Consider the following 23,507-nt stretch of genomic DNA (forward strand, 5'->3'; position numbering starts at 1 on the left):
CAAATGTCTAATATCCTTGTCTTAAATTTTGCTTTTCTCAGGCTCAGTCAGCGTCTATTAGACCCCATCCAAAAATAGCTTACTGAAGCGGTTTCAAAAACGAGACTTGGTTTCGTAGCAAGATTCATTTTTCGGTCCATAACGTACCATGCCCCAGCCGCCAGATTCCTGCGTCGGTTATATCCAGAATTTACGCAGCAAGCCCTCTATGGTCCAGTTCCTGCAGTTGAGATTTACGATTGTTGGAGGATAAGTTCGACAAGAGATGTGTGCCACTGGAAATGTCTTGAACAGCAAGACGCGCGCGCATTAAAGCCCAAGATCTCAATGCGCGCACCCATGCCACACAACCAGCCTTGTCAACCCAGGAATCTCCAGCGCGACGGCCGCGTCACGATACCCTACATCCCCTCGGCCAATCGACGTGGCACAACAGCGATGGGGCCATAGTGCGGAGGAATTCCGGCAGAGCCAAGAACTCCATGACGGATAGCGCTACCCGCCGCTGCCGCCCCAGCTTGGCCAGCGCTTCGTCCAGCAGTACATCCAATGTTTGCAGCATGTTGAGACCCAAACGCCTGATATCACGCACAATTATGTCTCAAATTTTAAAATGCAATTTGTCTTCTGCTGACATAGCTCCCATCTGTCGGAAAGCTAAATTTCTATCCGTTTAGGAGCACGCAACTTGGCTAACGAAATCCTCCGGCCAGGGGGTATGGCCCCGGCTTTACCTATAATTTCGCCTCCAACGAGGCGATCGCGGCAGGCTTCTCCGCAACCGATATCTGTCCTTTTCTCAGTCCAGCGCCGCTCTGGCCCAGCTATTACGCCAATATCTCCCTTCACAGTGGCAAGGGACCGACGCTGGAAAAATGTGCGCTTCTACTTCGAAACTTTCGACTTCCTGGTGGAGGCCGAAGTGGTGGAGTTTGACGCTCCAGCAGCCGGAAAGCCCGGCCGCGTGACTTGGCACTGCCGGGCTGGGCAGAAGGGCGCGATCGACCGGCTGGACGTGCACCATGCCTGGCTGTTGGAATATCTGCCCGGCGGGCAGATGCGCCTCCTCACCCAGGAGACACAGAAGGGGAAACCGACGCGGAATCTCGCCACGGCCACCCCAAACCCAATGATCAACGACCATCAGGACTGGCTGAATGGCCGTGTTGCTGTCACGAGAGAGGAGAAAACCCAATGAAAGCCGCCATCCTGCAAGCCCCTGGAGGGTTCGACAACATCACCATTCAGGACCTTCCGGACCCTGGCCAGCCTGGGCCGGGAGAGATCCGGGTCAAACTACATGCCTCCTCGCTGAATTTCCACGATCTTCTGGTGGCCAAAGGCGCCATCCCCACGGCGGATGGCCGTATATTGATGTCAGACGGCGCGGGCGTGGTGGAGGCTGTGGGCGCTGGCGTGACCGAATTCCAGCTGGGCGACCATGTTGTCTCCTGTTTTTTCCCGCACTGGCAGGACGGCCCGGCGTTCCCGGCTGTTGGAAATTTCGCCCACACGCCGGGGGACGGGATCGACGGCTTCGCCACGGAACATGCCGTGCGCCCGGCCACGGCATTCACCCGCGCGCCGCGCGGCTGGAGCCATGAGGAAGCCGCCACGATCACAACCGCGGGCCTCACCGCCTGGCGCGCTTTGGTGGGGGACGGGCAGACCAAACCTGGAGACAAAGTGCTGGTGATGGGCACGGGCGGCGTTTCCATCGCGGCGCTACAAATCGCCAAGATGGCGGGGGCGGAGATCGTTGCAACTTCCTCCTCGGACGAAAAGCTAGAGCGTCTGCGCGCACTGGGAGCGGACCATCTCATCAATTACAAACGCGTGCCGGATTGGGGCACCCGCGTACAGGAGCTAACCGGGGGAGGCGTTGACCATGTGGTGGAAATCGGCGGCCCTGGCACGCTGGCGCAATCCATCGCGGCGGTGCGGGTGGGAGGGCATATCTCTCTCATCGGCGTGCTCACCGGGCTTGAAGGCCATGTGCCCACCGCCGTGCTAATGTCCAAACAGGCCCGGTTGCAGGGGCTCATTGTCGGCAGCCGGCGCCAGCAGCAGGATTACGTGGTGGCGTTGGAACAGTCCGGTATCCGCCCGGTGCTGGACCGCGCCTTCCCCCTGGCCGAACTGGCCGCCGCCTTCCGCCATCAGGAAAGTGGCACGCATTTCGGCAAAGTTACCCTCGTCCCGTAACGCCTTTTTACAGACCGGAGACTTTTTTTATGACCAATAAGACGAACATTCTGATCATCGTCACGTCCCACGCAAAGATGGGTGGACAGGATCGACAGACCGGCATCTGGTTCGAAGAGCTGACCACGCCCTATTATGCCTTTCTGGATGCCGGGGCAGCGGTTGCAATTGCTTCCATTGCCGGTGGCAAGGTGCCCGTTGATCCGCATTCTATGGAAGCAAAAGACCGCCCCACCAGTGTTACGCGCTTCCTGAAGGACGAGAACGCGATGCGACAGATTGAAACGTCCAGGAACATCAGTGAGCTTTCCGTGGATGAGTACGATGCCGTGTTTCTGCCAGGCGGCCATGGGGTGATGTGGGACATGCCGGAAAACCCGCTCCTGTCCGCTCTGCTCAGCAAAGCCTGGGCACAGGGCAAGGTACTGGCGGCTGTGTGCCACGGTCCTGCGGGGCTTGTTGGCGCCACGGACGAAACCGGCAAGCCTCTGGTTTCCGGCCGCAAGGTGGCAGCTTTTACAAACGAGGAAGAAGAGATGGCGGGCCTGACCAAGGAGGTGCCCTTCCTATTGGAAAGCCGTATCCGCGAATTGGGCGCCAAATATGAAAGCGGCCTAGCCTTTCAGCCTTTCGCGGTGCGGGACGGCAAGCTAGTAACCGGCCAGAACCCCGCCTCCTCAGAGAAGGTCGCGGAACTGGTGCTGGAGGCTGTGAAAACCTCGTAAACCTACCTTGCACCCAGCCCGTCGCCCATGCGGCGAGCTGGGTGCAAGCCTGGGGCTTTGTCTCGTCAGCGCCCTCTCCTCGCCATCTTAACGTCTTCAATGCTCAGCGCCGCTCAATACGTCGCGTGTCCACTCTCTTGCCTACTCATGTGCTGGCGACGGTGCACAGCTCAGCAAATTACAGCGAAGATGAGGCTGAACTAATTTTGATCGTGCCCTTAACTCAACTGTCCGTTGTTTTTGGTTATCGACACCAAATATAAAACCAATTTAAGGGGAGAACACTATATGAACATCACGTCTGAGTCACACCAACAGGGGAATGGTGGAAAATCGCCTGAAGGCGGCATGATGCGGGTGATTAGCCGGGCATGCGTCTATTACGCCGAACGTTACGTTCCAGATCCTTATCTTTATGCTCTAATTTTGACCTTCATCGCGTTCATCGCCGCATTAATCTGGACATCTAGCGGGCCGATGAAAATTGTTGATTCCTGGTATAACGGTCTCTGGTCGATCCTCGCATTTGCTATGCAGATGGCGCTGATCCTTTCAACTGGTGTGGCGTTGGCGCAGTCGCCTGTTATTAAACGGGCGCTACAACGTCTTGCCTCTTGGCCGACCCAGCAAAGCACCGCTGCTATCGTCGTGTTTCTGACGTCCGCGATCGCCTCTTGGCTACAATGGGGCTTTGGCCTTGTTGTTGGCGCGATCATCGCTCGCGAAATCGCGAAGCGGATGCGCAATGCCGATTTCGGATTCCTCGTCGCCGCAGCCTATATGGGGTTTATGACCTGGGCGTCTGGCTTGTCCAGCTCCATCGCGCTTGCAACGGCAACGCATGGCAGTGCGCTTAACATCATTGAAAAACTGACCGGTAAACTTGAAGGGTTTAATCATACCATTTTCACTTGGTACAATCTTCTCCCCGTTGTCCTGCTGATTCTTATTATCCCCATCGCCCTCTCTTTCATGGGGCCGTCCGAAGCGGAAATGAGGAAAGTTGATCCCGAGGCGCTGATCCGTGAAGACCAAATTGAAGTGGCCGAACAGGAAAAAACTTTCGCCACGATGCTCGATAACGCGTGGCCTATCACGCTGCTGCTGGTTCTAATGGGAGGTGCTTATATCTGGGAGCTTTCGGCTACCAAGGGCTTCTCGCTCAATCTCGATATGTTTATCTTCATCACCTTCATACTCGGGCTGATTCTACACTGGCGGCCTATCAACTATGTCCGCGCCTTCTATACCGGCGCCAAGACGGTTGGACCTATCCTGTTGCAATTCCCAATCTACGGCGGCGTCATGGGTATTATGGTGAAAACCGGACTCGCCGCGGTTATTGCCCAAGCCTTTGTCTCATTCTCCACCGCGCATACACTTCCTTTTTGGTCGTTCATCTCGTCGAACATCATTAGTTTGTTCGTGCCATCTGGCGGTGGACATTGGGCGGTGCAAGGCCCCTTTATGGTGCCCGCCGCAATGAAGCTGCATGTTGACCCAGCGATTACAGCTATGGGTACGGCCATGGGCGAGCAGACCGCTAACATGATACAGCCCTTCTGGGCCCTTCCTATTTTGGCCATCGCTGGCCTCGGGATCAAGGATATCATGGGCTACTGCATCGTGGCCATGGTCATCGGTCTAGTTCTATATGGTGGATCGCTTCTTATTTTTGCTTGATCAAAACAATATTTTTGGGTTTTAGGGGCCATAATCGGTGCTGATCATGGCCCCTAAACAACTATTTCATGGTGATGGCCGCAATGCTGTGAGACGCTTGGCTGCGGTGGCCCGCTGCCCTTTGGCTGGAAACAGATTTCCGGCAAGGCCCAGGCCGAAGCGCGGCATGTTCACATACACTGATTCCGCATGACCAATTGGCGCCACATAGGTCTCGTGCCAAATGCCAACGTCGCCATTTGTGCCAATCTTGGTATTGAATGCCCGCCACGCAGGGAGATGGGCTTGGTTGGCTGATTGCGCATAAGCGCGGAGATGCTCAGCGCTCCGCCAATATTGGATGACCCATAGATTACGCAGCCCAAATTGCGGGCGGGTATGCAGCAGGCCAAGTTCGGGATGTGCGGCCAGTTCCCGCAGCATACGCGGCATCGCTACCAGCACTGGAAGCCAGCGCCACACCTTCCAGAGTTTGTTAATGCGCATACCTATTAGAAAAACCACGGTGTCGCCATCTATCTCAGCGCAGACGCGTTCATGGATAATTTCGGCCATTGGGCTCATGACTTTCTGAAACTGTTAGAGTATGTGGGCAATGCCAACTTACACCTAATGTGGACGACGTCAACATGAATCCGCACACCCGACCTGAAACGACCGCACGGAGAAATGCGAGCCAATCATCCCCCTATCACCACGGGGATTTGCGCCGCGCCCTGGTGGAGGCCGCCCTGGCCCTTGTGACGGAGGAGCAGGATTGGGGGTTTTCGCTTCGGGAAGTCGCCCGGCGGGCCGGGGTCAGTCATAATGCGCCGTATCGTCACTTCCCGGAGAAGCGTGACCTTCTCGCGGCCCTGGCGGTTGCGGGCTACGAAGCGCTGCGGGTAAAGCTTGTCGCAGCGGCGGAGACGGCGGAGGGGCCAGAGGACGAACTGGTTGCGATTGGCGTGGCTTACGTCCAATTTGGAGCAGAAAATCCGGCGCGCTACCGGTTGATCTTTGGCCCTGATCTCCTCACGGGCGGGCTTGGCATGCCAGCTTCGGTGGCGGAAGCTGCCCAGGCAGCAAAGGCCGTGCTAGTGGATGTTATTGCGCGCGGGGTGCAGACGGAACGGTTTGCAGTATCTCAAGATACACAGGCGGAGCGGGACCGCGTGGTGCTGACGGCCTGGGCTTTGGTCCACGGGCTAACCATGCTACTGATCGACGGTCTTGCAGGTCCAGCATTGCCCCCGGCTGTGTCTGAGACCGTTACGCGTTCCTTGCTCGACGGGATCCGAAAGCGGCCTTGAGCGGTGATGGCCGCCTGAGCGTCGGGACCGGGGGAAATCTAGGCCGGGGAAATGAACGATCCGTATCATACGGTTTGCAAACCAAAATGCAGATCCCGCGTATAATGAGTATCCTCAAATTCGGTGAAGCAAAAAATGATCCAGGCTCACATAAACCAGATCGGTACGGCACGACCGCCGCATGATATTCACGCCGCATTTCAGGACTTTACCGCACGCGGATTATCCAACGAGCGGCACCGGGAACTATTCCACCGCATGGCGCGACGGGCGGGGATCTCGCATCGTTATTCCGTGCTGCACAAGGACGGGCTGGTGGAAGCGCAATCACAGAAACCAGGGTTTTATCGCCGGGGCATGTTTCCGGGCACAGCACAGCGTATGAAAATATATGCAGACCATGCACCGGTTTTGGCGGAACAGGCTGTCCGCCACCTTAATCTGGAGGGACGGGTTCAGGAAATCACCCATCTAATCGTGGCGTCCTGCACAGGCTTTGTCGCCCCCGGGTTGGACCAGCTTCTGGCGGCGCGGCTGGGGTTGCGCGCGGACCTGCAGCGCACAATGGTTGGCTTCATGGGCTGCGCAGCCGCCGTGCCAGCTTTGCGACTTGCCCAGGCGACGGTACTCGCGGATCCCAAAGCGCGGGTGCTGGTAGTCAATCTGGAACTCTGCACCCTGCACATGCAAGAAACTGACGAGTTGGAGACGGCGCTGACTTTCCTGCTGTTTGGCGACGGGGCCACCGCCGCTTTGGTGACCACGGAGCCACATGGGCTAGCCCTGGAAGATTTCCGCACCATGACTATCCCTGATAGTGAGAATTGCATTACGTGGCATGTGGGCGATCATGGTTTTGTCATGCATCTCTCCGGGCGTGTACCGAGCCGGATTGCCGCTGCATTACGGGCCCATCCGGATTTTGTCCTACGTGGCGAGAGTGCTCGGGGGCTGCCACTCTGGGCCGTGCATGGCGGCGGGCGCAGCGTGTTGGATGCCGTGGAAGGCGCCTTTGAATTGGATCCATCCGTCCTGGCACCTTCTCGCGCGGTGCTCGACATGCATGGCAATATGTCCTCGGCCACTGTCATGTTTGTCCTCGCCGGTATGCTGCGCACCGCACAGCCCGGCCAGCGCGGTCTGGCGATTGCCTTTGGGCCAGGGATGGTGACGGAAACCTTCCGCTTCATTGCCCGCTGATGGATTTGTCTCTGCGTTCTGCCCAGGGCGAGGCGATGGATGACCCGAACTTGGACGAGAAGGTGTATCAACGCTGTCTCGGTGATCTGGCCCGGGTTAACCGGGTGACGTTGACCCATCGGACGACGATTAATTGGCTGGCGCACAAGATCCACGCCCTGCCGCGCTCAGTTCGCGTCTCGGTGTTGGATATAGGGTGTGGCCAGGGCGATTTACTGCGCATTATTGCCGCTTGGGCACGCCGGGAGGAGCGCAGCGTTTCCCTCATCGGGCTAGACCTGAACCCACGCAGCGCCACGGCGGCGCGCGCGGTTGGTGGAGATGAGGATATTACTTATCTCACGGAAGATGTCTTTGCCTTCCAGCCTGAGGTTAAGTTGGACTTTATTGTCACTTCGCAATTCACTCATCATCTGGCGGATGCCGAGATCGTCCGCTTGCTCGGCTGGATGGATGAACATTCGCGGCTAGGCTGGCATATTACAGATCTACATCGACATTGGTTCGCTTATTACGGCTATCCGCTATTGGCGCGGCTGCTGGGCTGGCACCCGATTGTCCGCGCGGATGGGCAGATTTCCATAGCGCGCGGCTTTTCCCGGCGTGAGTGGGAGATGTTGCTGACACAGGCGGGCTTGCACGCGCGCATTAAATGGCAACCGCTGTTTCGCTATACGGTGTCGACATGATCCTGGTTGTTGGCGGTGGTCCAGCGGGGGCGGCTTGTGCCATTGGTTTGGCCCAAGCCGGGCGGGCGGTGATGCTGATTGAACGTGAGACCGCGGCCATCGATAAGGTTTGCGGTGAATTCGTCAGCGCTGAGACACAGATTTACCTCACCCGGCTTGGCCTGCCCACGGCGGCGTTGGGTGGACACGAAATCTCCATGCTGCGCTTAGTCCACGCGGAGCGGACGATTACCGCGCCGCTTCCGTTCGCCGGAGTTGGGCTGCGGCGCCGGGGATTGGATGAGGCGCTGCTTGCGCTGGCCGTGAAGAACGGGGTTCAGGTACGGCGCGGCCAAGCGGTCCGGCGCATACAGACCAGCGGCGGGATCAGCGTGGAAGCGGGGGACGAGGTACTGCGCCCAGACCTTTTGGTTCTGGCCAGCGGCAAACACGAGATTCGAGGCGCCATGCGCCCAACTCGGGCTAGCCGGTTTGTCGGGCTTAAATCTTATTTCGCACTGACGGCCGCGCAACATGCGGCACTAGCGAATCATGTTGAGTTGATTTTGTTTCGTGGCGGGTATGCCGGGCTGCAAATGGTCGAAGGAGGGCTGGCCAACTTGTCGTTGCTCGTTGACAAGGCGGAGGCCCGAAACAAATGGCCTGCTCTGCTGGCCAGCCTGCAACGTGCAACACCACATCTGGCGCTACGCTTGGACCAGGCTATCGACCAGCTTCCGAATCCGCTAGCCATTGCTGGCATGCCCTTTGGGTTTATTCACGGTCCCCAAGAAGATGATCCGCCAAACCTGTTCCGGCTGGGAGATCAGGCGGCGGTTATCCAGTCCTTCACCGGAGACGGGCTCGCCATTGCCTTGCACAGCGCGGCACTGGCGGTCTCGCGGATTATCGCCGGGGAGAGACCCCAAGCGTATTACAAGCAGCTGCGGGCCGATATCGGTGGACAAATTTTGCGTGCCGCGATGCTGCATCGAGCGCTGACGACGCCGCTACTGGGCCCTACCCTGCTTGCTGGTGCCGCCTTATGGCCCGCGACACTGACCCGCGCCGCCGCCTGGACCCGTGTACCGGATACGGCAATGGCGCGCTGCGCTACGTACGCCACCATGCGTTGCTGACGCGTACGTTCATCTCTCAGAGGCTTCTGTCGCATAATAATGGTCAATGCTCTTCCTGCATGCATTCCAGCAAAAGCTTCAATGTTACTTCGCAGGACTGTTCAACTTTGAGGGTCAACAAGCTGTCGGCACGGGTGCGGCCCAGATTAACCGCCGCCAAGGGCTTTCCCGCCTGCGCCGCGGCCTGCACGAAACGGAACCCTGAATAAACCATCAATGATGAGCCAACGATGAGCACGGCGTCGGCTTGGTCCAGATGCTGATAAGCAGCCTGCACAATGACCTTGGGGACGTTCTCACCGAAAAACACCACATCCGGCTTCAACACGCCACCACAATACTGGCAGGGTGGCACGGTGAAAGATGAGAAATCCACCGCCTCCAGGTGGGCATCTCCATCCGGTGCGGTCTGGGCGTCCAAACCCAGCCAAGCGGGGTTGAGCATGACCAGCTCGTTCTGAAACACGGTCCGTAGCAGAGGCTGGGCGCACCCCATGCAGCGGACCAAGTCAAGGCGGCCATGAAGGTCAATGACGCGCGTACTCCCCGCCGCCTGATGCAGCCCATCAACATTCTGGGTAAGCAGCACTTCGACCCTGCCATGCGCCTCCAGCTTGGCCAAAGCGTGATGAGTCGTGTTGGGCTGAGCCAAGCCAAAACGCCGCCAGCCGACAAGGCTGCGCGCCCAGTAGCGTTGACGGGTGGCGGGATCGCCTATGAATGCCTGATAGGTGACGGGCTGGATGCGCTTCCATTGACCATCGGCGTCGCGATAGTCGGGAATACCAGACCCGGTGCTGCACCCGGCCCCGGTGAGCACAAACAACCGCTGATGGCGGGCAATAAACCCGAGGAGTCTTTCAGTGGGTGTCATGATAGTGATTTACGATGGTCCAGAGATGCGCTTCAATTCATAACTCTTGGAAACAGAGCGGATTGACTGGAGGTGGTGTCAGCCCGTTTCACCCGGCCTCAATCCCCCAAAGGAACTGAACAGTTTAGCAAAAGCCTGCTGCATCTGATCGGGCGCCATGGGCATCCATGCTTTCAGGAGCGCCTCTGGGGTTGTGGCGTCGATAGCATTCTCCATGCGCTGCTGGAGCTTCTCGATAATTGCCTGCTGCATGGGGACGACATCTGGAAGGCCGGCAAACCGCCGGGCTTCGTCAGGTGTGCAGTCAATTTCAATGGTGATCTTCATGACGACGTTCCTGTTTTCATTGCGCCACGCGTTATCGGCAATAACCCAGCTTACCTGATCCCAATGACGTTCTGCAACCAAACAGCTAGACTGGCGAGACAAGCGCAATCTTCGCATTATTTGATAGGCCAAATAGACTGTGTAAACGCTTGCATAAGGGCCAAATAGCCCTTTAAACTTCAACTTAATGGAGTGCCAAAGGCGCGTTAAAAGCTACATGGAACCAGAATCAATTATTGGTATCTTACTTGCTGCCGGTCAATCGGAACGCTTTGGCGTGAATGATAAGATGGTCGCTTTATATAATGAACGTCCGCTTGTGCTGCATGCCGCGCACGCCATGGCAGCACTGGGGCTTCAGTCGCTGATTGCTGTTACCCGCCCATATCCTGACGCGCCATCTATGCCGAAATTATTGATGCCCTTTGGATTCACAACAATTATAAACGAAACTCCGAAGGCAGGGCTTTCGCGTAGTATAGTCTGCGCCATTAGCAGTATAATGTCGTCAACCTGCCAGGGCGTACTCATATGCCTCGCGGATATGCCAAACGTCACCAACGCGCATCTTGCGGCTGTTTGTAAAACAGCATCCTCTCCGCGATCAATTATAGCAAGCTCCGACGGTAACACCCGTTCACCTCCTTGTTTCTTCGGTCGCAATCATTTCAATTCACTTTTAGAGCTTGAAGGAGATCAAGGTGCGCGGGGGCTTTTGCGTGATGCGACGGTTGTTGAAGTTGAAGCAAAAACTCTTCACGATGTGGATTCGCCAGCTGATCTTTCTGTGAATTTTGAGTAGGTTTATTCGCTAATGTCTGATCTGACCCGTCTGCTTGCCCTAGCGCTGGCCAACCCAGATGCCAAGATGGCGCTGGCTACCGTGACCTCCACGTGGGGGTCAGCACCGCGGCCGTGTGGCAGCCATATGCTGGTTCTGGAAAATGGGCGCTTCGAAGGTTCTGTTTCAGGTGGCTGCGTAGAAAACGCCGTTATGACAGAAGTTGCCGACGTGATCAGTAACAATAGATTTCTGACGCGCCGCTACGGTGTAACAAACGAATCCGCATGGGCTGTCGGCCTTCCCTGTGGCGGTGAGATCGAGGTCATGATACAGCCCGTATCACCGAACGGGTTCAGGCAAGAGCTATTTTCCAGGCTGGCTGCCGCGCAAGCCGACGGCGAACCTGTTCAACTCACAACCGATGCAATGGGCCACACGAGTGAACAACTTGGCGGCTCAGGTTTCGTCAATATTTACCGGCCTCCGAGGAGGATGCTGATTGTTGGCGCCGTGCAGATCGCGCAGTCACTTGCGGTGATAGCCCAGGAGGTTGGCATGCGGGTCACTCTTATTGATCCCCGCGGTCTTTATTTGACACCTGAACGTTTCCCCGGAATTACACTCGATTCAAGATGGCCGGATGAGGCGGTTGCAGCGTTGGTACCAAACAACAGCACTGCGGTTGTCACTCTTAGCCACGACACAAAGCTCGACGATCCTGCCTTGGCTGCGGCATTGCGGGCTCCTACCGGTTACATCGCGGCGCTAGGGTCCCGACGCAGCCACGCCACCCGCCTGCAAAGGTTAAGTCTGCTTGGTTTTACAAGCGCTGAATTGCAACGCATAGAAGGTCCGGCTGGACTCAAGATCGGGGCGGTTGGGTCAAGCGAAATCGCACTCTCCATTATCGCCAGCGCGGTTAAAGAACTTACAGCAGGTGAGCATGCTTTACCTGATGCTGCTTATACAAGCTAAACACTCCAGCCGCGCAACGTGGCGCGGCAAGAAAATAGCCACGGCAATTCAAAGCACGAAAAGGCTTTCTCTCTTATAAGAATGCCATTTCCATAGGTGGAAAGCTCAAGCTTGGCTAAGAGCGGCTTTGAGTTTGTTGGGCCGGAACGGGAGATCACGCAAGCGGATACCGACCGCGTCGTAAACAGCGCTACTGATTACCGCCGCCGTTGGGCAAGTTGAAGGTTCACCGGCGCCGTGCATCGGGTATTTCGGGTCGTTGTTGACGATCACCACTTCAATGCTATCCGGCACCTCCTTGAAACGTAGGATCGGGTAGCCGATCCAGTCACGGCTGGTCACATGCGAATGATCGAACGTGACTTCCTCATGCAGCGTGCGGCTGATTGATTGGATCACGTTGCCTTCAACCTGATTCCTCAGCCCATTCGGGTTAACAACCAAGCCGCAATCATGCGCGACCACGACGCGATCGACCTTGATCGTGCCGTTTGACGGATCCACCGTGACATCCGCGATTGTGGCAACGCGGCTATCGTCCCGATTAACCCAGGCGATACCCCGCCCCTTAACGGGCTTTCCAGCCTGCGGCGCCTGACCACGCGCGGGCCTGGGCGCCCAGCCATATTGTTTGGCCGCTGCCTTGAGCACGTCAATCGCGCGCTGGTCCTTCAGGTATTTAAGCCTGAATGCGAGAGGATCCTGACCGGTTTCGGCCGCCAGCTCGTCGATGAAGGTTTCCATCGCGAAAGTTGTCTCATACTGCGCCGGCGAACGCAGCCAAGCTGTGCGCAACGCCACCCTGCCATCGCCATGACATGCCACGTCTGCATTCTCAAACTGATAGGCATAGGCGATCGCCGGCAGGCCGTGGCCAACCGCACCGACGATGTCCGGCCTGCCGATGAGTTGCGCCGCGATCAGTGTGTTGTCGAGGAATGTTGGAATCCACATCTTGTGACGCCACGCTGTGATATTACCGTTGTCGTCGATTGCCGCTTCAAGGTCCTGGGTAATCGGCGGGCCTTTCGGTTCCCAGCCATGCTCATCCCAGCGCATCCATTGTACACGGACAGGCTTGCCAACCGACTGCGACATCAGCGCCGCGTCAGCGATCGCATGTTCGAGCCCATTACGGCCATAGGCACCGGCAGCCTCGAACCAGCGCAGCTCGATCTGCTCTGGCTTCATGCCGAGCAGTTTTGCCATATCGCGCCGCGCTTCATGCGGCATCTGCGTTCCCGACCAAAAGATCGCTTGCTCCTTGCCAACATCCGCCACGGCGCAGGATGGCCCAATTGAGCCGTGCATCTGGAACGGCGTTCTGAAGGTTGCCTTCAGCGTCTTTTTGGCCACTGCCATGGCCTGATCAACCGAGCCCTTATTGGCGACCACGGCAGTCGTGCCTGGGGTATCGCGCACGACATCCCAGATATTATCCATCTGGGGCAGGCCGTCCCATTTCGACCATTTGGCTGCATATGCGTCGGGGCCTTTCGGGTGCAGCACGGAACCCAGCTTGGCGGCAGCCTGAATCGCCGCCCATTCCGTCTCGCATACGACGCCTAGGAAATTGTCGCGCCGGACCAGCTTCACAAAACCCGGAATGCCCTTCACCGCTGATTCGTCAACGCTCTCGAGCTTTGCCTGCACTCCGTAGGGCCGGACCACACGGCCATGCAGCATACCCGGCACCTTCACGTCCTGGATATAGTTGAAATCCGCCGTAATCTTACCTGGGATGTCCTTTCGCGCGACCGACTGGCCGATAATGGTGTAATCTTTGGGATCCTTGGCCTTGGCCTCCGGTGCGACCTTCATCGCGAAGGAGGTGCCGGTGGCACCGATCGTCATATCCAGCTGCTTACCAGCGACCAGATCGCCATAGCTGATGCTCTGGCCGGACAAGTCCGAAATTACGCCATCCTTGACCGAGAGGCTGTTGGCTTTGGCTTTGAAGTGATCAGCCGCTAGGTCGAGCAGCACCGCGCGGCCGGCGGCCGCAGCCTGGCGGATTTGCGGACCAGCATAGCGGACAGTACGGCTACCATAGCTCGGCCCCTGGTCAACGGTTTCGCTGGTATTGCCCATCACAACCGCGAGGCGGTCAACTGAAATATCCAGTTCCTCAGCCGCGATCTGCGCCAATGCCGTCTTGGTACCCGTGCCAACGTCAACCTTGCCGGTGAAGAGCGTGGCTGTATTGTCTGGATGCACCGCAAGCCAAGCATAGAGCTTGCCTTCTGGTGGCGGAGCCTGGACGCTGCCAATCGGCTGCGAGGCCGACACAGCCTCGGCGTCGCCAAACAGATTGAAGGCAACAAAAAGACCACCGGATGCCTGAAGAAATCCACGGCGGCCTAGGTTTGTGCGGGATTTCGTCTTGATGTCATTGAGCGCGCTCATCAGTTGCCTCCCTGGCTGGCTTGGCCTTGCGTCACACGCTCAACCGCGCGCAAAATTCTCATATGCGTGCCGCAGCGGCAAAGATTGCCTTCAAGTGAAACCTTGATTTCGTCGCGGGAGGCATGTGGATTCTGGTCAATCAGCGCCTGCGCCTTCATGATCATACCGTTGATGCAGTACCCGCACTGCGCTGCCTGCTCGTCGATGAAGGCTTGTTGCAGCTTGTTTGGCTTGCCGTCCTCGACCAAGCCTTCGAGCGTTGTAACTTTCTGCCCCTCCACCATTTTTAGTGGCATAACACAGGAATGGATCGCCTTGCCGTTCAGGAGCACCGTGCAGGCGCCGCATTCCGACAATCCACAGCCAAATTTTGGTCCCCGCAGACCAAGATTGTCGCGCAACGCGTAAAGCAGCATGCTCTCCGGCTCAGCTTCAACCGTGCGGTTCTTTCCGTTGACGTGGATCACCAGTTTCTGAGTCATGGTCCGTCCTTGTCTATTTGTCGGCGCCTGGATCGGTGCACATATAAATTGGCGCGCCTTTTATTTAGGGACGCATCTGGGAATTTCAGCGGGCGGAACATCTCCATCAGGAAAAAAGGCAGGAACAGGCCATACCGGTGAAGCGAATGGCTAAAACCATCAAAACCCCGATGTGAAAGACGGCTCAATACCTCCATCCGTTTCTGAATGCAGACGCCCCCTCACCTTCACCGCCATACCTTCTGTTCATTAACCGTGAGAGGCAACGGAACAGCGGCGCCTAAACGAGCTGATTCAGTCCCAGCCTCAATAACAGCCATAACCGCCAGGGCCTGAAGGGGAGTCACGGGATTAGGCCCTTCGCCGCGCAGAGCTTTTGCAATCTGCGCATAGTAACAACGCTGATCACCTGCTTGCGTGGGCAAGCTTTGGGGAGAGTTAAGGCCATTATAAAACAGCATTGGGTCCGAATCTATGCCCCAGCCTATTGCACCCGGGGTTAAACCTGACAGCAGCTGTGCTTCCTGCTGGTCGGCATGGCGCTTGACTAAGCTTCCCTGCTCACCATGCACAACAAAACGCGCACCCGCGACCGCAGAGAGCATACTGGCCTGCAGAATGACGCGGCATTCACTATAATCAAGTATCGCATGAACCCAATCGTCGGCCTCAGCGCCATTGCGTTGAATTGCTAAGCTGGCATATACGCGCTCAGGCAGGCCAAACAGCTGCAACGCTTGGTCAACCAGATGCGGCCCAAGATCAAACCATAACCCGCTACCAGGCCCCGCCTGTTCTCGCCACCGCTGCTGAACCGTTGGACGGTAACGATCTATATGCGATTCAAAATGCGTGACACGCCCTACCAAGCCACGTGTAATTTCCCGGCTGACGCTCAGATAATCACTATCCCAGCGACGATTATGGAATATCGACAACAAGCGATCGTGACGATCTGCTTTAGCTATGAGGTCACGGCCTTCTGCGAGGTTCAGTACAAACGGCTTATCCACGACGACATGCTTTCCGGCCTCAAGCGCAACATGAGCTAAAGAAGCATGACTATCGTTTGGTGAGGCTATAACGATTAAATCAAGATCTTCTCGCTTGCAAAGCAGCTCGGGAGATAGCATCACCTCGACGTCAGGCAGATCGGCAAATACTTTTTCGGCCTGTCGAGAAGCTACTGCGACAAGCTGAAAATCAGACAAAGAACCGATCAATGGAGCGTGAAAGATTTGACCTGCAAAGCCGTAGCCAACCAAACCTACTCGGACAGTATCCGTTTGCATGCTAATTTTCTCCTGAAAACAGCCTATTGGATATGGCATTTTTGACTTGTCAGGAAGGCAGCACGAGACTGCACGCAATTAAGCGCGTACGTTGCGTTCTCATTTATGACGCAACGCAGCATGATCTGACAAGGCTACATTGTGTAGCCGGGTTTTTTGTAGAGAGTATTAGCTTTTTCAACGATGTCAGGCTGAAAGACTTGGTCGCACCAGTCTGTCGCCGTTACCTCCTCAAATCCGACCGATATGACTTCATTGCCATATCCAAGGATAGTGGCAACGTCCCTGGCAATGGCGTCGGCCAAGTGCTGTTTTTGCTGTTCGCTCTTGCCCGGCCAGAGTTTTACAATGACATGTGGCATGTTGACTATTCTCCTTACCAAGCCTGGCTGACCGGCCCAACCGTGAACTCACTGATGGTGGTATCCACTGGGGCGTCAATGGCAAAGGACACAACGTTGGCGATCCGGTCTGGGCTAATGGCATACTGGGCATAAAGCTTTCCCATCGCTTCCGCGGAAGCCTTGTGGGAGATGCCGGCGTCTAATTCGGTGCTGATTGCTGCCGGATAGATCGTCGCGGTTCGAATGTTGGTGCCCTCCATGGCCGATTCCATGCGCAATACTTCCATGAAGTCGCGGACAAACCATTTTGTGCCGCCATATACCGCACTGCCAGGATAAGCTTTGAGCCCCGCCACCGATGAGGTCGCAATGATTTGGCCGGACTTCTGCGCGATGAATGAGTGCATCACTGCCGCAACACCGTTCAGAACACCCTTGATATTGATGTTGAGGCTTCGTTCCATTCGTCTGTTTTGATGGCCGATACCGGCGATGTCGGCATCAGGCCGGCATTCAGAAAGATGACGTCGACGCGGCCAAATCTGTCTTGGGCCAGACGGACGATCGCCTCATTATCGGACGGGCTGATTACATCCATCATCCGAGATGTGGCTTGGCCTCCATCAAAACGGATCTCTTCAACAATTTGCGTCAGCCTTTCTTCGCGACGGGCGCCAAGAACAACTTTTGCGCCTTGCCGTGCCAGCAGCCGCGCCGTCGCCTTACCGATGCCGGACGAGGCACCGGTGATAATAACAACTTTGTCCTTAATCATGCTTCAGGAGCCGTACTGCTCGTCAGAAACCTGTTCCATCCAATCAACCACCTTACCATTTTCAACTTCCTGAATCGCGAGGTGCGTCATTGCCGTATGAGGTCCAGCGCCGTGCCAATGCTTTTCACCGGGAGCGAACCACACAACATCACCTGGACGAATTTCCTCGATGGGACTGCCCCAACGCTGCGCCCGCCCAACGCCCGAGGTCACAACGAGGGTCTGGCCCAATGGGTGTGTATGCCATGCGGTACGGGCCCCTGGTTCAAAGGTGACGTTGGCCCCCTGGACCCGTTCAGGCGCAGCCGGGTTAAAAAGCGCGTCAATCCGCACTATACCAGTAAACCAATCGGTAGGTCCCTTGGCAGACGGCTTATGGCCAGCTCGAAAAATCTCCATGATGCTCTCCTGTCATTTTCAGAGGCCCAAAGCCCGAGGAAACTGAACAGAAGATATGTCGCCTTGCCGGGCTTTATTAGACCGAATAAACTTCATGCACTTATGAGATAAGATCAACAATGCCGCGTGACCAGATTAATGAACTCGCCGCTTTCCTCATTGTCGCACGGGAACGCAGCTTCACCAAGGCAGCTGCCGAACTTGGCGTGACACCGTCTGCGCTGAGTCACACTGTCAAGGGATTAGAAAGCCGCCTTGGGCTTCGGCTCCTCTCGCGCACAACACGGACGGTAGCCCCAACAGAGGCTGGCGAGCGGCTGCAACGCCGGATTGGGCCACTGTTTGAACAAGTTTCGGCTGAGCTGGACGCCATTACATCAATGCGGAACAAGCCAGCAGGGTCAATTCGGATCACCTGCGTTGACGCCGCCATAGAAACGGTTTTCCGGCCAAAGCTGGGGGCGTTTCTACAAAAATACCCTGATATCAAAGTCGAGCTCAGCATGGATTATGCCCTTGTCGATATCGTCGGCGAACGGTTTGATGCTGGTGTTCGGATCGGCGAAGCGTTAGAGAAGGACATGGTCGCGACCCGGATTAGCCCTGACTGGCGGTTCTGTGTCTTAGGTTCTCCAGCCTATTTTGAACGTCGTTCGCCCCCCAATACGCCATACGAACTAAGCAACCATAATTGTATCAATATGCGTATGACCACAGCCGGAGGAAATCTTCGCTGGGAGTTTAGAAGCCCGGAAGGGCACGATTTTATGCTGCGGGTTGAAGGGCAGACTACCTTCAGCAACAGCATGTTGGTTCTAGCAGGCGCTTTGGATGGGCTTGGCCTTGGTTATGTTCCGTATGAACTGGCGGAGACCTATCTGAGAGAAGGCAAGCTGGTTGATGTCTTGTCAGAATGGTGCCCTCTCTATGAAGGATACTATCTTTATTATCCCAGCCGGAAGCTCAATTCACCGGCATTCTCAGCCTTTGTTGAGGCAATGCGCTTCAATGAATGACAGCCGTTTCTGAAAATAGCGTGGCAGCCCGTCCGTCGTCAGATACATTAAAACAGTCATCTACCACGGATTTCGTACTTGGGTAGCATACCGACTTGAGACTTATTAGGGCATAACGATATCCGCTCGAGGGAGATATGTGATGGGTGACCGTAACCTGTTCCAAAATTTGACGCCTGAACAAGTCGCGGAACACTTAGAATCCGCTTATACCCTTGCTTGTTCCTCCTTGCGGGAAGCATTGGCGCGCTACGTCAAGACCGGCGCTCCGCCTACGCCAGCCGAAAGGAGCCATTTTCGTTACCCAAGGCTTGACATAACCTGGCAGCCCACGGGCGCAACACAATATACCAACCGAGCCTGGGCCAAGCTGCAGAAGCCAGGTCTCTATTCTACCACCATCACCCAGCCGAGTTTCTTCCGTTCTTATCTGCTGGAGCAATTGCGGCCATTGGTTGCAGAATTTGGAGCCAGACTCTCGGTTGGAGTCAGCGACCTAGAAATTCCATATCCATACGTGACCGAAAGCGGGGATGAGTTCGTCCGAGGCAATGTCCAGGTTGCGGATCTCGCACGCCTCTTCCCAACGCCGCGCCTATCCACGGTGGGCGACGAAGTAGCCGATGGGCTTTGGCATTTCGGCCCCGATGAACCCCGGCCTCTGGCCTTGTTCGATGCCGTGCGGACAGACTTCTCTCTGAAGCGCCTGCAGCACTATACTGGTACGCATTGGAGTCAGATTCAACCCTGGATTCTGCTGACCAACTACCAGCGTTATGTTGATGGCTTCGTCCGCTACGGACTTGAGGAACTTGCTCGCGAAGGATCGCCCTATATTGCGTTGCACCTACCCGGCGGCCTGAGTGTGAAGCGCGACACGCCGACCAAGGAAGCGGAGCGCATTGTTGCGCACGCGCCATGGCAGAGTTTCCAGATGCCCGCCTATAATTTGGAACGCAGGGACAGACAGAGTGGCACGACCATTGTGAATATTGGAGTTGGGCCTTCGAACGCAAAGAATATCACCGATCACCTAGCCGTTCTGCGCCCAAATTGCTGGCTCATGATTGGCCATTGCGGCGGTTTACGGCAAAGCCAAGTGATTGGCGACTACGTTCTCGCCCACGGGTATTTGCGGCGTGACAAAATTCTTGACGAACTTCTGCCGCCGGAAGTGCCCGTACCAGCGCTTGCCGAAGTTCAGCTTGCGCTTCAGGAAGCGGCCGCCCGGGTTACTGGTGAGCGCGGAGAGGCATTAAAGCGACGACTGCGTACGGGTACAGTTGTGACCTATGACGACCGTAATTGGGAACTACGCTGGAGTCAGGAGCGGCGGCGTATCAATCTTAGCCGCGCCATTGCCGTCGATATGGAAAGCGGCACGCTTGCCGCGCAGGGATACCGCCTGCGCGTACCTTATGGGACGCTACTTTGTGTTTCCGACAAACCACTGCACGGAGAGATCAAACTTCCCGGCGCAGCCTCAGCTTTCTATCAACGCGCAGTAGGAGAGCATCTGCAGATTGGTCTGGAAACGATCGATCTACTGCGCGATCAACTGCATTCGCTGCACTCCCGGAAGCTTCGAGCTTTTGATGAGCCTGTGTTCCGATAATCTGAAAAAGGTGAGCCCTGCCTTCTTCTCGTTGCACGGCATAAACAGCCTTGCACTTATTAAACGGCTTGTCTTTTAAAGAACGAGCCAAGGAAGCATAAAGGTTCACCTTTCTAAAAATTCGCTCCCAAGTTAGCTGCCCAGAAATAAGCGCGGTGGCGGCTCGGCGTTCAAACAGCCGCACAAAACAACCATACCCCAGAGCAGCAGCGAGGTAGCGGCAGCGGCACGGCTCGCTTTGGTCAGTCCTTGCTCAGACGCCAACTGCCCCGGCAAATAACGCCAGTTAAACCAAAGCGCGTTGGCAAAACCCAAAGCAATAAAAAGAAGCTTCGGCGTCAGCCAATCATGGCTGCCAACGGCGACAGGGTCATAAAAAAACAAAGCAAATCCCGTGATCATCGCTAGCGTCAGAGTCACGTAGACACACGGCAACACCAGTTTGAGCAATGGCCGCAGCGGCAAGTCCGGCGCAACGCCCAGCAGGCGTAAATCCAGCACCGCAATCGCCCCAAAAAACATACAAACCGTCAGAACATGGAGCGCGCGAATTAAAAACTGCCATGGCTGAAGCGAAATCGTGAAGTCACGATTGTACAAAGCCACAAGCCAGTGCGCGGGAATACGGTACGGATCGAGAGCGTTGGCGATCTCAAGGCCAAAAGTCATGAAGCGGCAATTCCTGTCAAAAGACGGGCTGGTCAGCCCTCTTGATATTGCAAATAATTTGCATTAACTGCTCAATATCGCAAATGAGAACTATTTACAACATTGAAAGGAGACTCGCGTGCATGGCGGAAAAAGACATAATTTTCAGCAGACTGGCTCTAAGCCTCGCCGCAGCTGCCACCGCCCTGCCCGCCATGGCGGCGCCGCTCCATCTGGTTTTGGAAAGCCATCACTTTACCCCGGATCACATCACCGTTCCTGCGGGAAAGCGCTTCAAGCTGCTGGTCACCAGCCATGACACCACTCCTGACGAGTTCGAGAGTCCCGATCTACGGGTCGAGAAAATTCTCATGCCCGGCCAAACCATTACTGTAATGGCCGGCCCTCTTAGCCCGGGCCGGTATAAATTCTACGATGACTACCACCCTGAATCCGCCCATGGCATTGTGGAGGCCAAATAATGTTGGCCAGCTTCATCATCGTCTTCCGTGAGGTGCTCGAGGCGGGGTTGATTGTCGGCATTGTTCTTGCCGCCACGGCAGAAATCCCGCGCCGCGCGCCTTATTTGTGGGGCGGGCTGTTGGCGGGGTTTGCTGGCGCTGGGTTGGTGGCCGCCATACTGGGTGAACTCACCGACGCTTTTGCTGGCAACGGCCAAGATGTTTTCGATGCGGCCATTTTAGGCTTTGCCGTGCTGATGCTGGGCTGGCACGCCGCCTGGATGTCCCGTCACGGCCGCGAAATGGCCAATCAGATGCGCGAAATGGGTGCCGAAATTGCCGCTGGTCACCGCACCATGCTGGCCATGGCCGCCGTCATAGCCATTGCCATCCTTCGCGAAGGCTCTGAAGTTGCCTTGTTCCTTTACGGAATCGCCACAGCCGCGCCGCTTGGGGCGGCCGCCTTAATCAGTGGCGGGATGCTGGGAGTGCTCACTGGCGGTGCGGTTTCCTGGGCTTTATACCGTGGTCTACTGGCTATTCCCTTAAAGCATCTGTTCGGCGTCACGTCCACTCTCATCGCCCTTTTGGCCGCTGGCATGGCCGGGCAAGCCGCCGCCCTGCTGGCGAACGACAATTACATTCCAGCTCTAGGCTACCAACTCTGGAACACGTCCTGGCTACTCTCCACCGGCTCCATCGCCGGAAAAGCCGCCCAGGCCCTGCTCGGCTATTCGGACCGCCCCATGGGCATTCAACTTCTTATCTGGGTAATCACTCTTTTTTCCCTTCTTTGGCTGTCGCACCGCGCGTCACGCCCTCAAACCCTTCATCGTCAGGAGACTTGATTTATGCATAAACTTATAGCCTGGGCCTCGCTTTTCAGCTTTGTCGCGGCGGCGGCTCAGGCCAAGGAATATTATGTCGGTGGCCCTGACTATCATGCCGACATGGAAATCGTCTCCTCTTTTCTTCTGGGTGTGGAGATGTCCCCCACGCCTCCAAACATGGTGATGGGGCCTGATACAATCCATCTCGAGGTGGATCTGCACGCCACCGCCAACAACCGCTGGGGCTACCCGGACCAAGCCTGGATTCCCTATGTGAAGATCAGCTATATTCTGACCAAAGAGGGATCAAATTGGTCTCATAAAGGCGTGCTGTTGCCAATGTCTGCCAATGACGGACCGCATTATGCTGAGAGCCTAACCATGGACGGTCCAGGAAAATACCATGTGGTTTATACCTTCCAGCCGCCTTCGGTGAGTGGCTACTATCGGCATAAAGACGCTGCGACCGGCATTCCCCCTTGGTGGAAGCCATTCACAGAAGGTTTCAGCTTTAACTATCCAGCAAAAAGCTGACTTCTTTACCGCTCCTGCGGCCAGGCTTACGGATTGCTCATGGCCAATGCGCCAGCTTCTGCCCAGCCACAGGGACGGTGAACAAATCAAAGGCAAGCTAAACGCCAAGCAATCCGCCTTGCGCGGGGAAGGCGGAGCGCCTGCGCTAGCGCACCTCCCGGTGGGTCAGCTGAGTGACCATAAGAGCGCTTACAAAGTGTTAGGCGCTTGCCCTGGGGCCAGATGCTCATCTCCGCCCATGGCCATGAAAGCAACCGGTGCCGGGGTGAGCTCGCAACAGGGGGCTGTCGGACAGATATCTAAAACAAAAAGCAAAAGCAGGCCATGGACTATGACAATGAGTTCCATAGGCGACGTCATAAAGTCGAAAACGTGTTCGCAAAGCCCGAAGATTGGAGGCGTATCATCACACGTTACAACAAATGCGTCCACACACTCCCGCCGCAATCAATATTGCCCTCAATCCCATTCTATCCCAAAGAATTGCCCCTGATCCAAGCGAGAATATTACCGGATTTTGAGCAGGTTATTTTTATCTCTTTTAATTCAATATTTCTTGATATATTAAATCATCATGGACGAAGCTCAAGCCCTCAACGCATTTTCAGCTCTCTCACAGGAAACGAGGCTACGGATTGTGCGGCTCCTTGTAATAGCTGGACCGGAAGGCATGGCCGCCGGGGCAATTGGGAAGGAACTGCGCGTTGCCTCGTCCCGCCTCTCCTTTCATTTATCGCATCTTGAACATGCCGGGTTGATTCAGTCGCAACGTGAAGGCCGGTCGATCCGGTACACAGCGTCTTACGCGGCGCTGTCCAGCCTGATTGCATTTC

The 23,507-nt window shown here is 56.1% G+C and carries 25 protein-coding genes and 2 pseudogenes; 16 read left to right on the top strand and 11 right to left on the bottom strand.

Going from position 1 to position 23,507, the window contains the following annotated elements:
* Positions 1–391: 391 nt before the first annotated feature.
* Positions 392–592: a hypothetical protein gene (locus tag BUB54_RS20795; protein ID WP_073211632.1), complete on the bottom strand. Its 201-nt coding sequence runs from the start codon at positions 590–592 to the stop codon at positions 392–394.
* Between the two features lie 285 nt (positions 593–877).
* On the opposite strand from BUB54_RS20795, the gene BUB54_RS11290 reads away from it, so the two are divergent.
* From BUB54_RS11290 to BUB54_RS11305, 4 genes are all read left to right on the top strand, one after another.
* A complete protein-coding gene (locus BUB54_RS11290) occupies positions 878–1,198 on the top strand; it encodes an SRPBCC family protein (RefSeq protein WP_241869298.1) in 321 nt (106 codons plus the stop codon).
* Positions 1,195–2,205, top strand: coding sequence for a zinc-dependent alcohol dehydrogenase family protein (locus BUB54_RS11295; RefSeq protein WP_048877540.1), 1,011 nt, complete (start codon positions 1,195–1,197; stop codon positions 2,203–2,205). The genes BUB54_RS11290 and BUB54_RS11295 overlap by 4 nt, the downstream gene beginning before the upstream one ends.
* A gap of 29 nt (positions 2,206–2,234) precedes the next feature.
* On the top strand, positions 2,235–2,930 hold the full coding sequence (locus BUB54_RS11300) for a type 1 glutamine amidotransferase domain-containing protein (RefSeq protein ID WP_048877539.1): 696 nt from the start codon (positions 2,235–2,237) through the stop codon (positions 2,928–2,930).
* A gap of 288 nt (positions 2,931–3,218) precedes the next feature.
* Entirely contained in the window at positions 3,219–4,613 is a 1,395-nt protein-coding gene (locus BUB54_RS11305; RefSeq protein ID WP_082075569.1) for a short-chain fatty acid transporter, read from the top strand.
* Positions 4,614–4,679: 66 nt separating this feature from the next.
* Here BUB54_RS11305 and BUB54_RS11310 read toward each other — a convergent pair whose 3' ends face one another.
* Positions 4,680–5,177: a DUF4188 domain-containing protein gene (locus tag BUB54_RS11310; RefSeq protein ID WP_217652490.1), complete on the bottom strand. Its 498-nt coding sequence runs from the start codon at positions 5,175–5,177 to the stop codon at positions 4,680–4,682.
* Between the two features lie 140 nt (positions 5,178–5,317).
* Here BUB54_RS11310 and BUB54_RS11315 point away from each other — a divergent pair, with 140 nt between their 5' ends.
* The 4 genes from BUB54_RS11315 to BUB54_RS11330 all read left to right on the top strand — a co-directional run bounded on the left by BUB54_RS11315 (position 5,318) and on the right by BUB54_RS11330 (position 8,912).
* On the top strand, positions 5,318–5,905 hold the full coding sequence (locus tag BUB54_RS11315) for a TetR/AcrR family transcriptional regulator (protein WP_199444651.1): 588 nt from the start codon (positions 5,318–5,320) through the stop codon (positions 5,903–5,905).
* A 135-nt stretch (positions 5,906–6,040) separates the two neighbouring features.
* Entirely contained in the window at positions 6,041–7,105 is a 1,065-nt protein-coding gene (locus BUB54_RS11320) for a type III polyketide synthase (RefSeq protein WP_048877535.1), read from the top strand.
* Between the two features lie 5 nt (positions 7,106–7,110).
* A complete protein-coding gene (locus BUB54_RS11325) occupies positions 7,111–7,794 on the top strand; it encodes a methyltransferase domain-containing protein (protein ID WP_158320063.1) in 684 nt (227 codons plus the stop codon).
* Positions 7,758–8,912, top strand: coding sequence for an NAD(P)/FAD-dependent oxidoreductase (locus BUB54_RS11330; RefSeq protein ID WP_139284883.1), 1,155 nt, complete (start codon positions 7,758–7,760; stop codon positions 8,910–8,912). The genes BUB54_RS11325 and BUB54_RS11330 overlap by 37 nt, the downstream gene beginning before the upstream one ends.
* A 43-nt stretch (positions 8,913–8,955) precedes the next feature.
* Here the strand turns inward: BUB54_RS11330 and BUB54_RS11335 are convergent, their stop codons facing one another.
* Complete coding sequence (locus BUB54_RS11335) at positions 8,956–9,786, bottom strand: NAD-dependent protein deacetylase (protein ID WP_048877532.1); 831 nt, start codon at positions 9,784–9,786, stop codon at positions 8,956–8,958.
* A gap of 78 nt (positions 9,787–9,864) precedes the next feature.
* Positions 9,865–10,113 carry a DUF6489 family protein gene (locus BUB54_RS11340; RefSeq protein ID WP_048877531.1) on the bottom strand — a complete coding sequence of 83 codons (249 nt, stop codon included), beginning with the start codon at positions 10,111–10,113 and terminating at the stop codon, positions 9,865–9,867.
* A 217-nt stretch (positions 10,114–10,330) separates the two neighbouring features.
* On the opposite strand from BUB54_RS11340, the gene BUB54_RS11345 reads away from it, so the two are divergent.
* Complete coding sequence (locus tag BUB54_RS11345) at positions 10,331–10,915, top strand: nucleotidyltransferase family protein (protein WP_073211634.1); 585 nt, start codon at positions 10,331–10,333, stop codon at positions 10,913–10,915.
* A gap of 12 nt (positions 10,916–10,927) precedes the next feature.
* On the top strand, positions 10,928–11,872 hold the full coding sequence (locus BUB54_RS11350; protein WP_048877529.1) for an XdhC family protein: 945 nt from the start codon (positions 10,928–10,930) through the stop codon (positions 11,870–11,872).
* Between the two features lie 105 nt (positions 11,873–11,977).
* On the opposite strand, the gene BUB54_RS11355 is transcribed toward BUB54_RS11350, so the two are convergent.
* The 6 genes and pseudogenes from BUB54_RS11355 to BUB54_RS11380 all read right to left on the bottom strand — a co-directional run bounded on the left by BUB54_RS11355 (position 11,978) and on the right by BUB54_RS11380 (position 17,570).
* Positions 11,978–14,278 (bottom strand): xanthine dehydrogenase family protein molybdopterin-binding subunit, encoded by a 2,301-nt coding sequence (locus BUB54_RS11355; RefSeq protein WP_048877528.1) that lies wholly within the window; start codon positions 14,276–14,278, stop codon positions 11,978–11,980.
* The gene (locus BUB54_RS11360) at positions 14,278–14,760 is read right to left on the bottom strand and encodes a (2Fe-2S)-binding protein (protein WP_048877527.1); all 483 of its coding nucleotides are present in this window, start codon (positions 14,758–14,760) and stop codon (positions 14,278–14,280) included. Before BUB54_RS11360 ends, BUB54_RS11355 begins: the two co-directional genes overlap by 1 nt.
* A gap of 227 nt (positions 14,761–14,987) precedes the next feature.
* On the bottom strand, positions 14,988–16,052 hold the full coding sequence (locus tag BUB54_RS11365; protein WP_048877526.1) for an oxidoreductase: 1,065 nt from the start codon (positions 16,050–16,052) through the stop codon (positions 14,988–14,990).
* A 134-nt stretch (positions 16,053–16,186) separates the two neighbouring features.
* On the bottom strand, positions 16,187–16,414 hold the full coding sequence (locus BUB54_RS11370; protein WP_048877525.1) for a tautomerase family protein: 228 nt from the start codon (positions 16,412–16,414) through the stop codon (positions 16,187–16,189).
* A 14-nt stretch (positions 16,415–16,428) separates the two neighbouring features.
* Positions 16,429–17,171 (bottom strand): annotated as a pseudogene (locus BUB54_RS22085) (SDR family oxidoreductase).
* 3 nt (positions 17,172–17,174) lie between these two features.
* A complete protein-coding gene (locus BUB54_RS11380) occupies positions 17,175–17,570 on the bottom strand; it encodes a (R)-mandelonitrile lyase (RefSeq protein ID WP_048877524.1) in 396 nt (131 codons plus the stop codon).
* Between the two features lie 119 nt (positions 17,571–17,689).
* On the opposite strand from BUB54_RS11380, the gene BUB54_RS11385 reads away from it, so the two are divergent.
* Both BUB54_RS11385 and BUB54_RS11390 read left to right on the top strand, forming a co-directional pair.
* Entirely contained in the window at positions 17,690–18,586 is an 897-nt protein-coding gene (locus BUB54_RS11385; protein WP_048877523.1) for a LysR family transcriptional regulator, read from the top strand.
* A gap of 142 nt (positions 18,587–18,728) precedes the next feature.
* Positions 18,729–20,201: an AMP nucleosidase gene (locus BUB54_RS11390; RefSeq protein ID WP_048877522.1), complete on the top strand. Its 1,473-nt coding sequence runs from the start codon at positions 18,729–18,731 to the stop codon at positions 20,199–20,201.
* A 132-nt stretch (positions 20,202–20,333) separates the two neighbouring features.
* Here the strand turns inward: BUB54_RS11390 and BUB54_RS11395 are convergent, their stop codons facing one another.
* Positions 20,334–20,870 carry a hypothetical protein gene (locus tag BUB54_RS11395; RefSeq protein WP_048877521.1) on the bottom strand — a complete coding sequence of 179 codons (537 nt, stop codon included), beginning with the start codon at positions 20,868–20,870 and terminating at the stop codon, positions 20,334–20,336.
* 122 nt (positions 20,871–20,992) lie between these two features.
* Between BUB54_RS11395 and BUB54_RS11400 the strand changes: the two genes are divergently transcribed.
* The 4 genes and pseudogenes from BUB54_RS11400 to BUB54_RS21510 all read left to right on the top strand — a co-directional run.
* Complete coding sequence (locus BUB54_RS11400; RefSeq protein ID WP_073211637.1) at positions 20,993–21,331, top strand: cupredoxin domain-containing protein; 339 nt, start codon at positions 20,993–20,995, stop codon at positions 21,329–21,331.
* Positions 21,331–22,158 carry an FTR1 family iron permease gene (locus BUB54_RS11405; RefSeq protein ID WP_048877520.1) on the top strand — a complete coding sequence of 276 codons (828 nt, stop codon included), beginning with the start codon at positions 21,331–21,333 and terminating at the stop codon, positions 22,156–22,158. Before BUB54_RS11400 ends, BUB54_RS11405 begins: the two co-directional genes overlap by 1 nt.
* Positions 22,159–22,161: 3 nt before the next feature.
* Positions 22,162–22,674, top strand: coding sequence for an iron transporter (locus tag BUB54_RS11410; protein ID WP_048877519.1), 513 nt, complete (start codon positions 22,162–22,164; stop codon positions 22,672–22,674).
* Positions 22,675–23,248: 574 nt separating this feature from the next.
* Positions 23,249–23,485, top strand: a pseudogene (locus tag BUB54_RS21510) (ArsR/SmtB family transcription factor); the annotation flags it as partial.
* Between the last annotated feature and the right edge of the window lie 22 nt (positions 23,486–23,507).

Origin of the sequence: Acidocella aminolytica 101 = DSM 11237 (assembly GCF_900129125.1) — a bacterium.
Taxonomy (GTDB): Bacteria; Pseudomonadota; Alphaproteobacteria; order Acetobacterales; family Acetobacteraceae; genus Acidocella; species Acidocella aminolytica.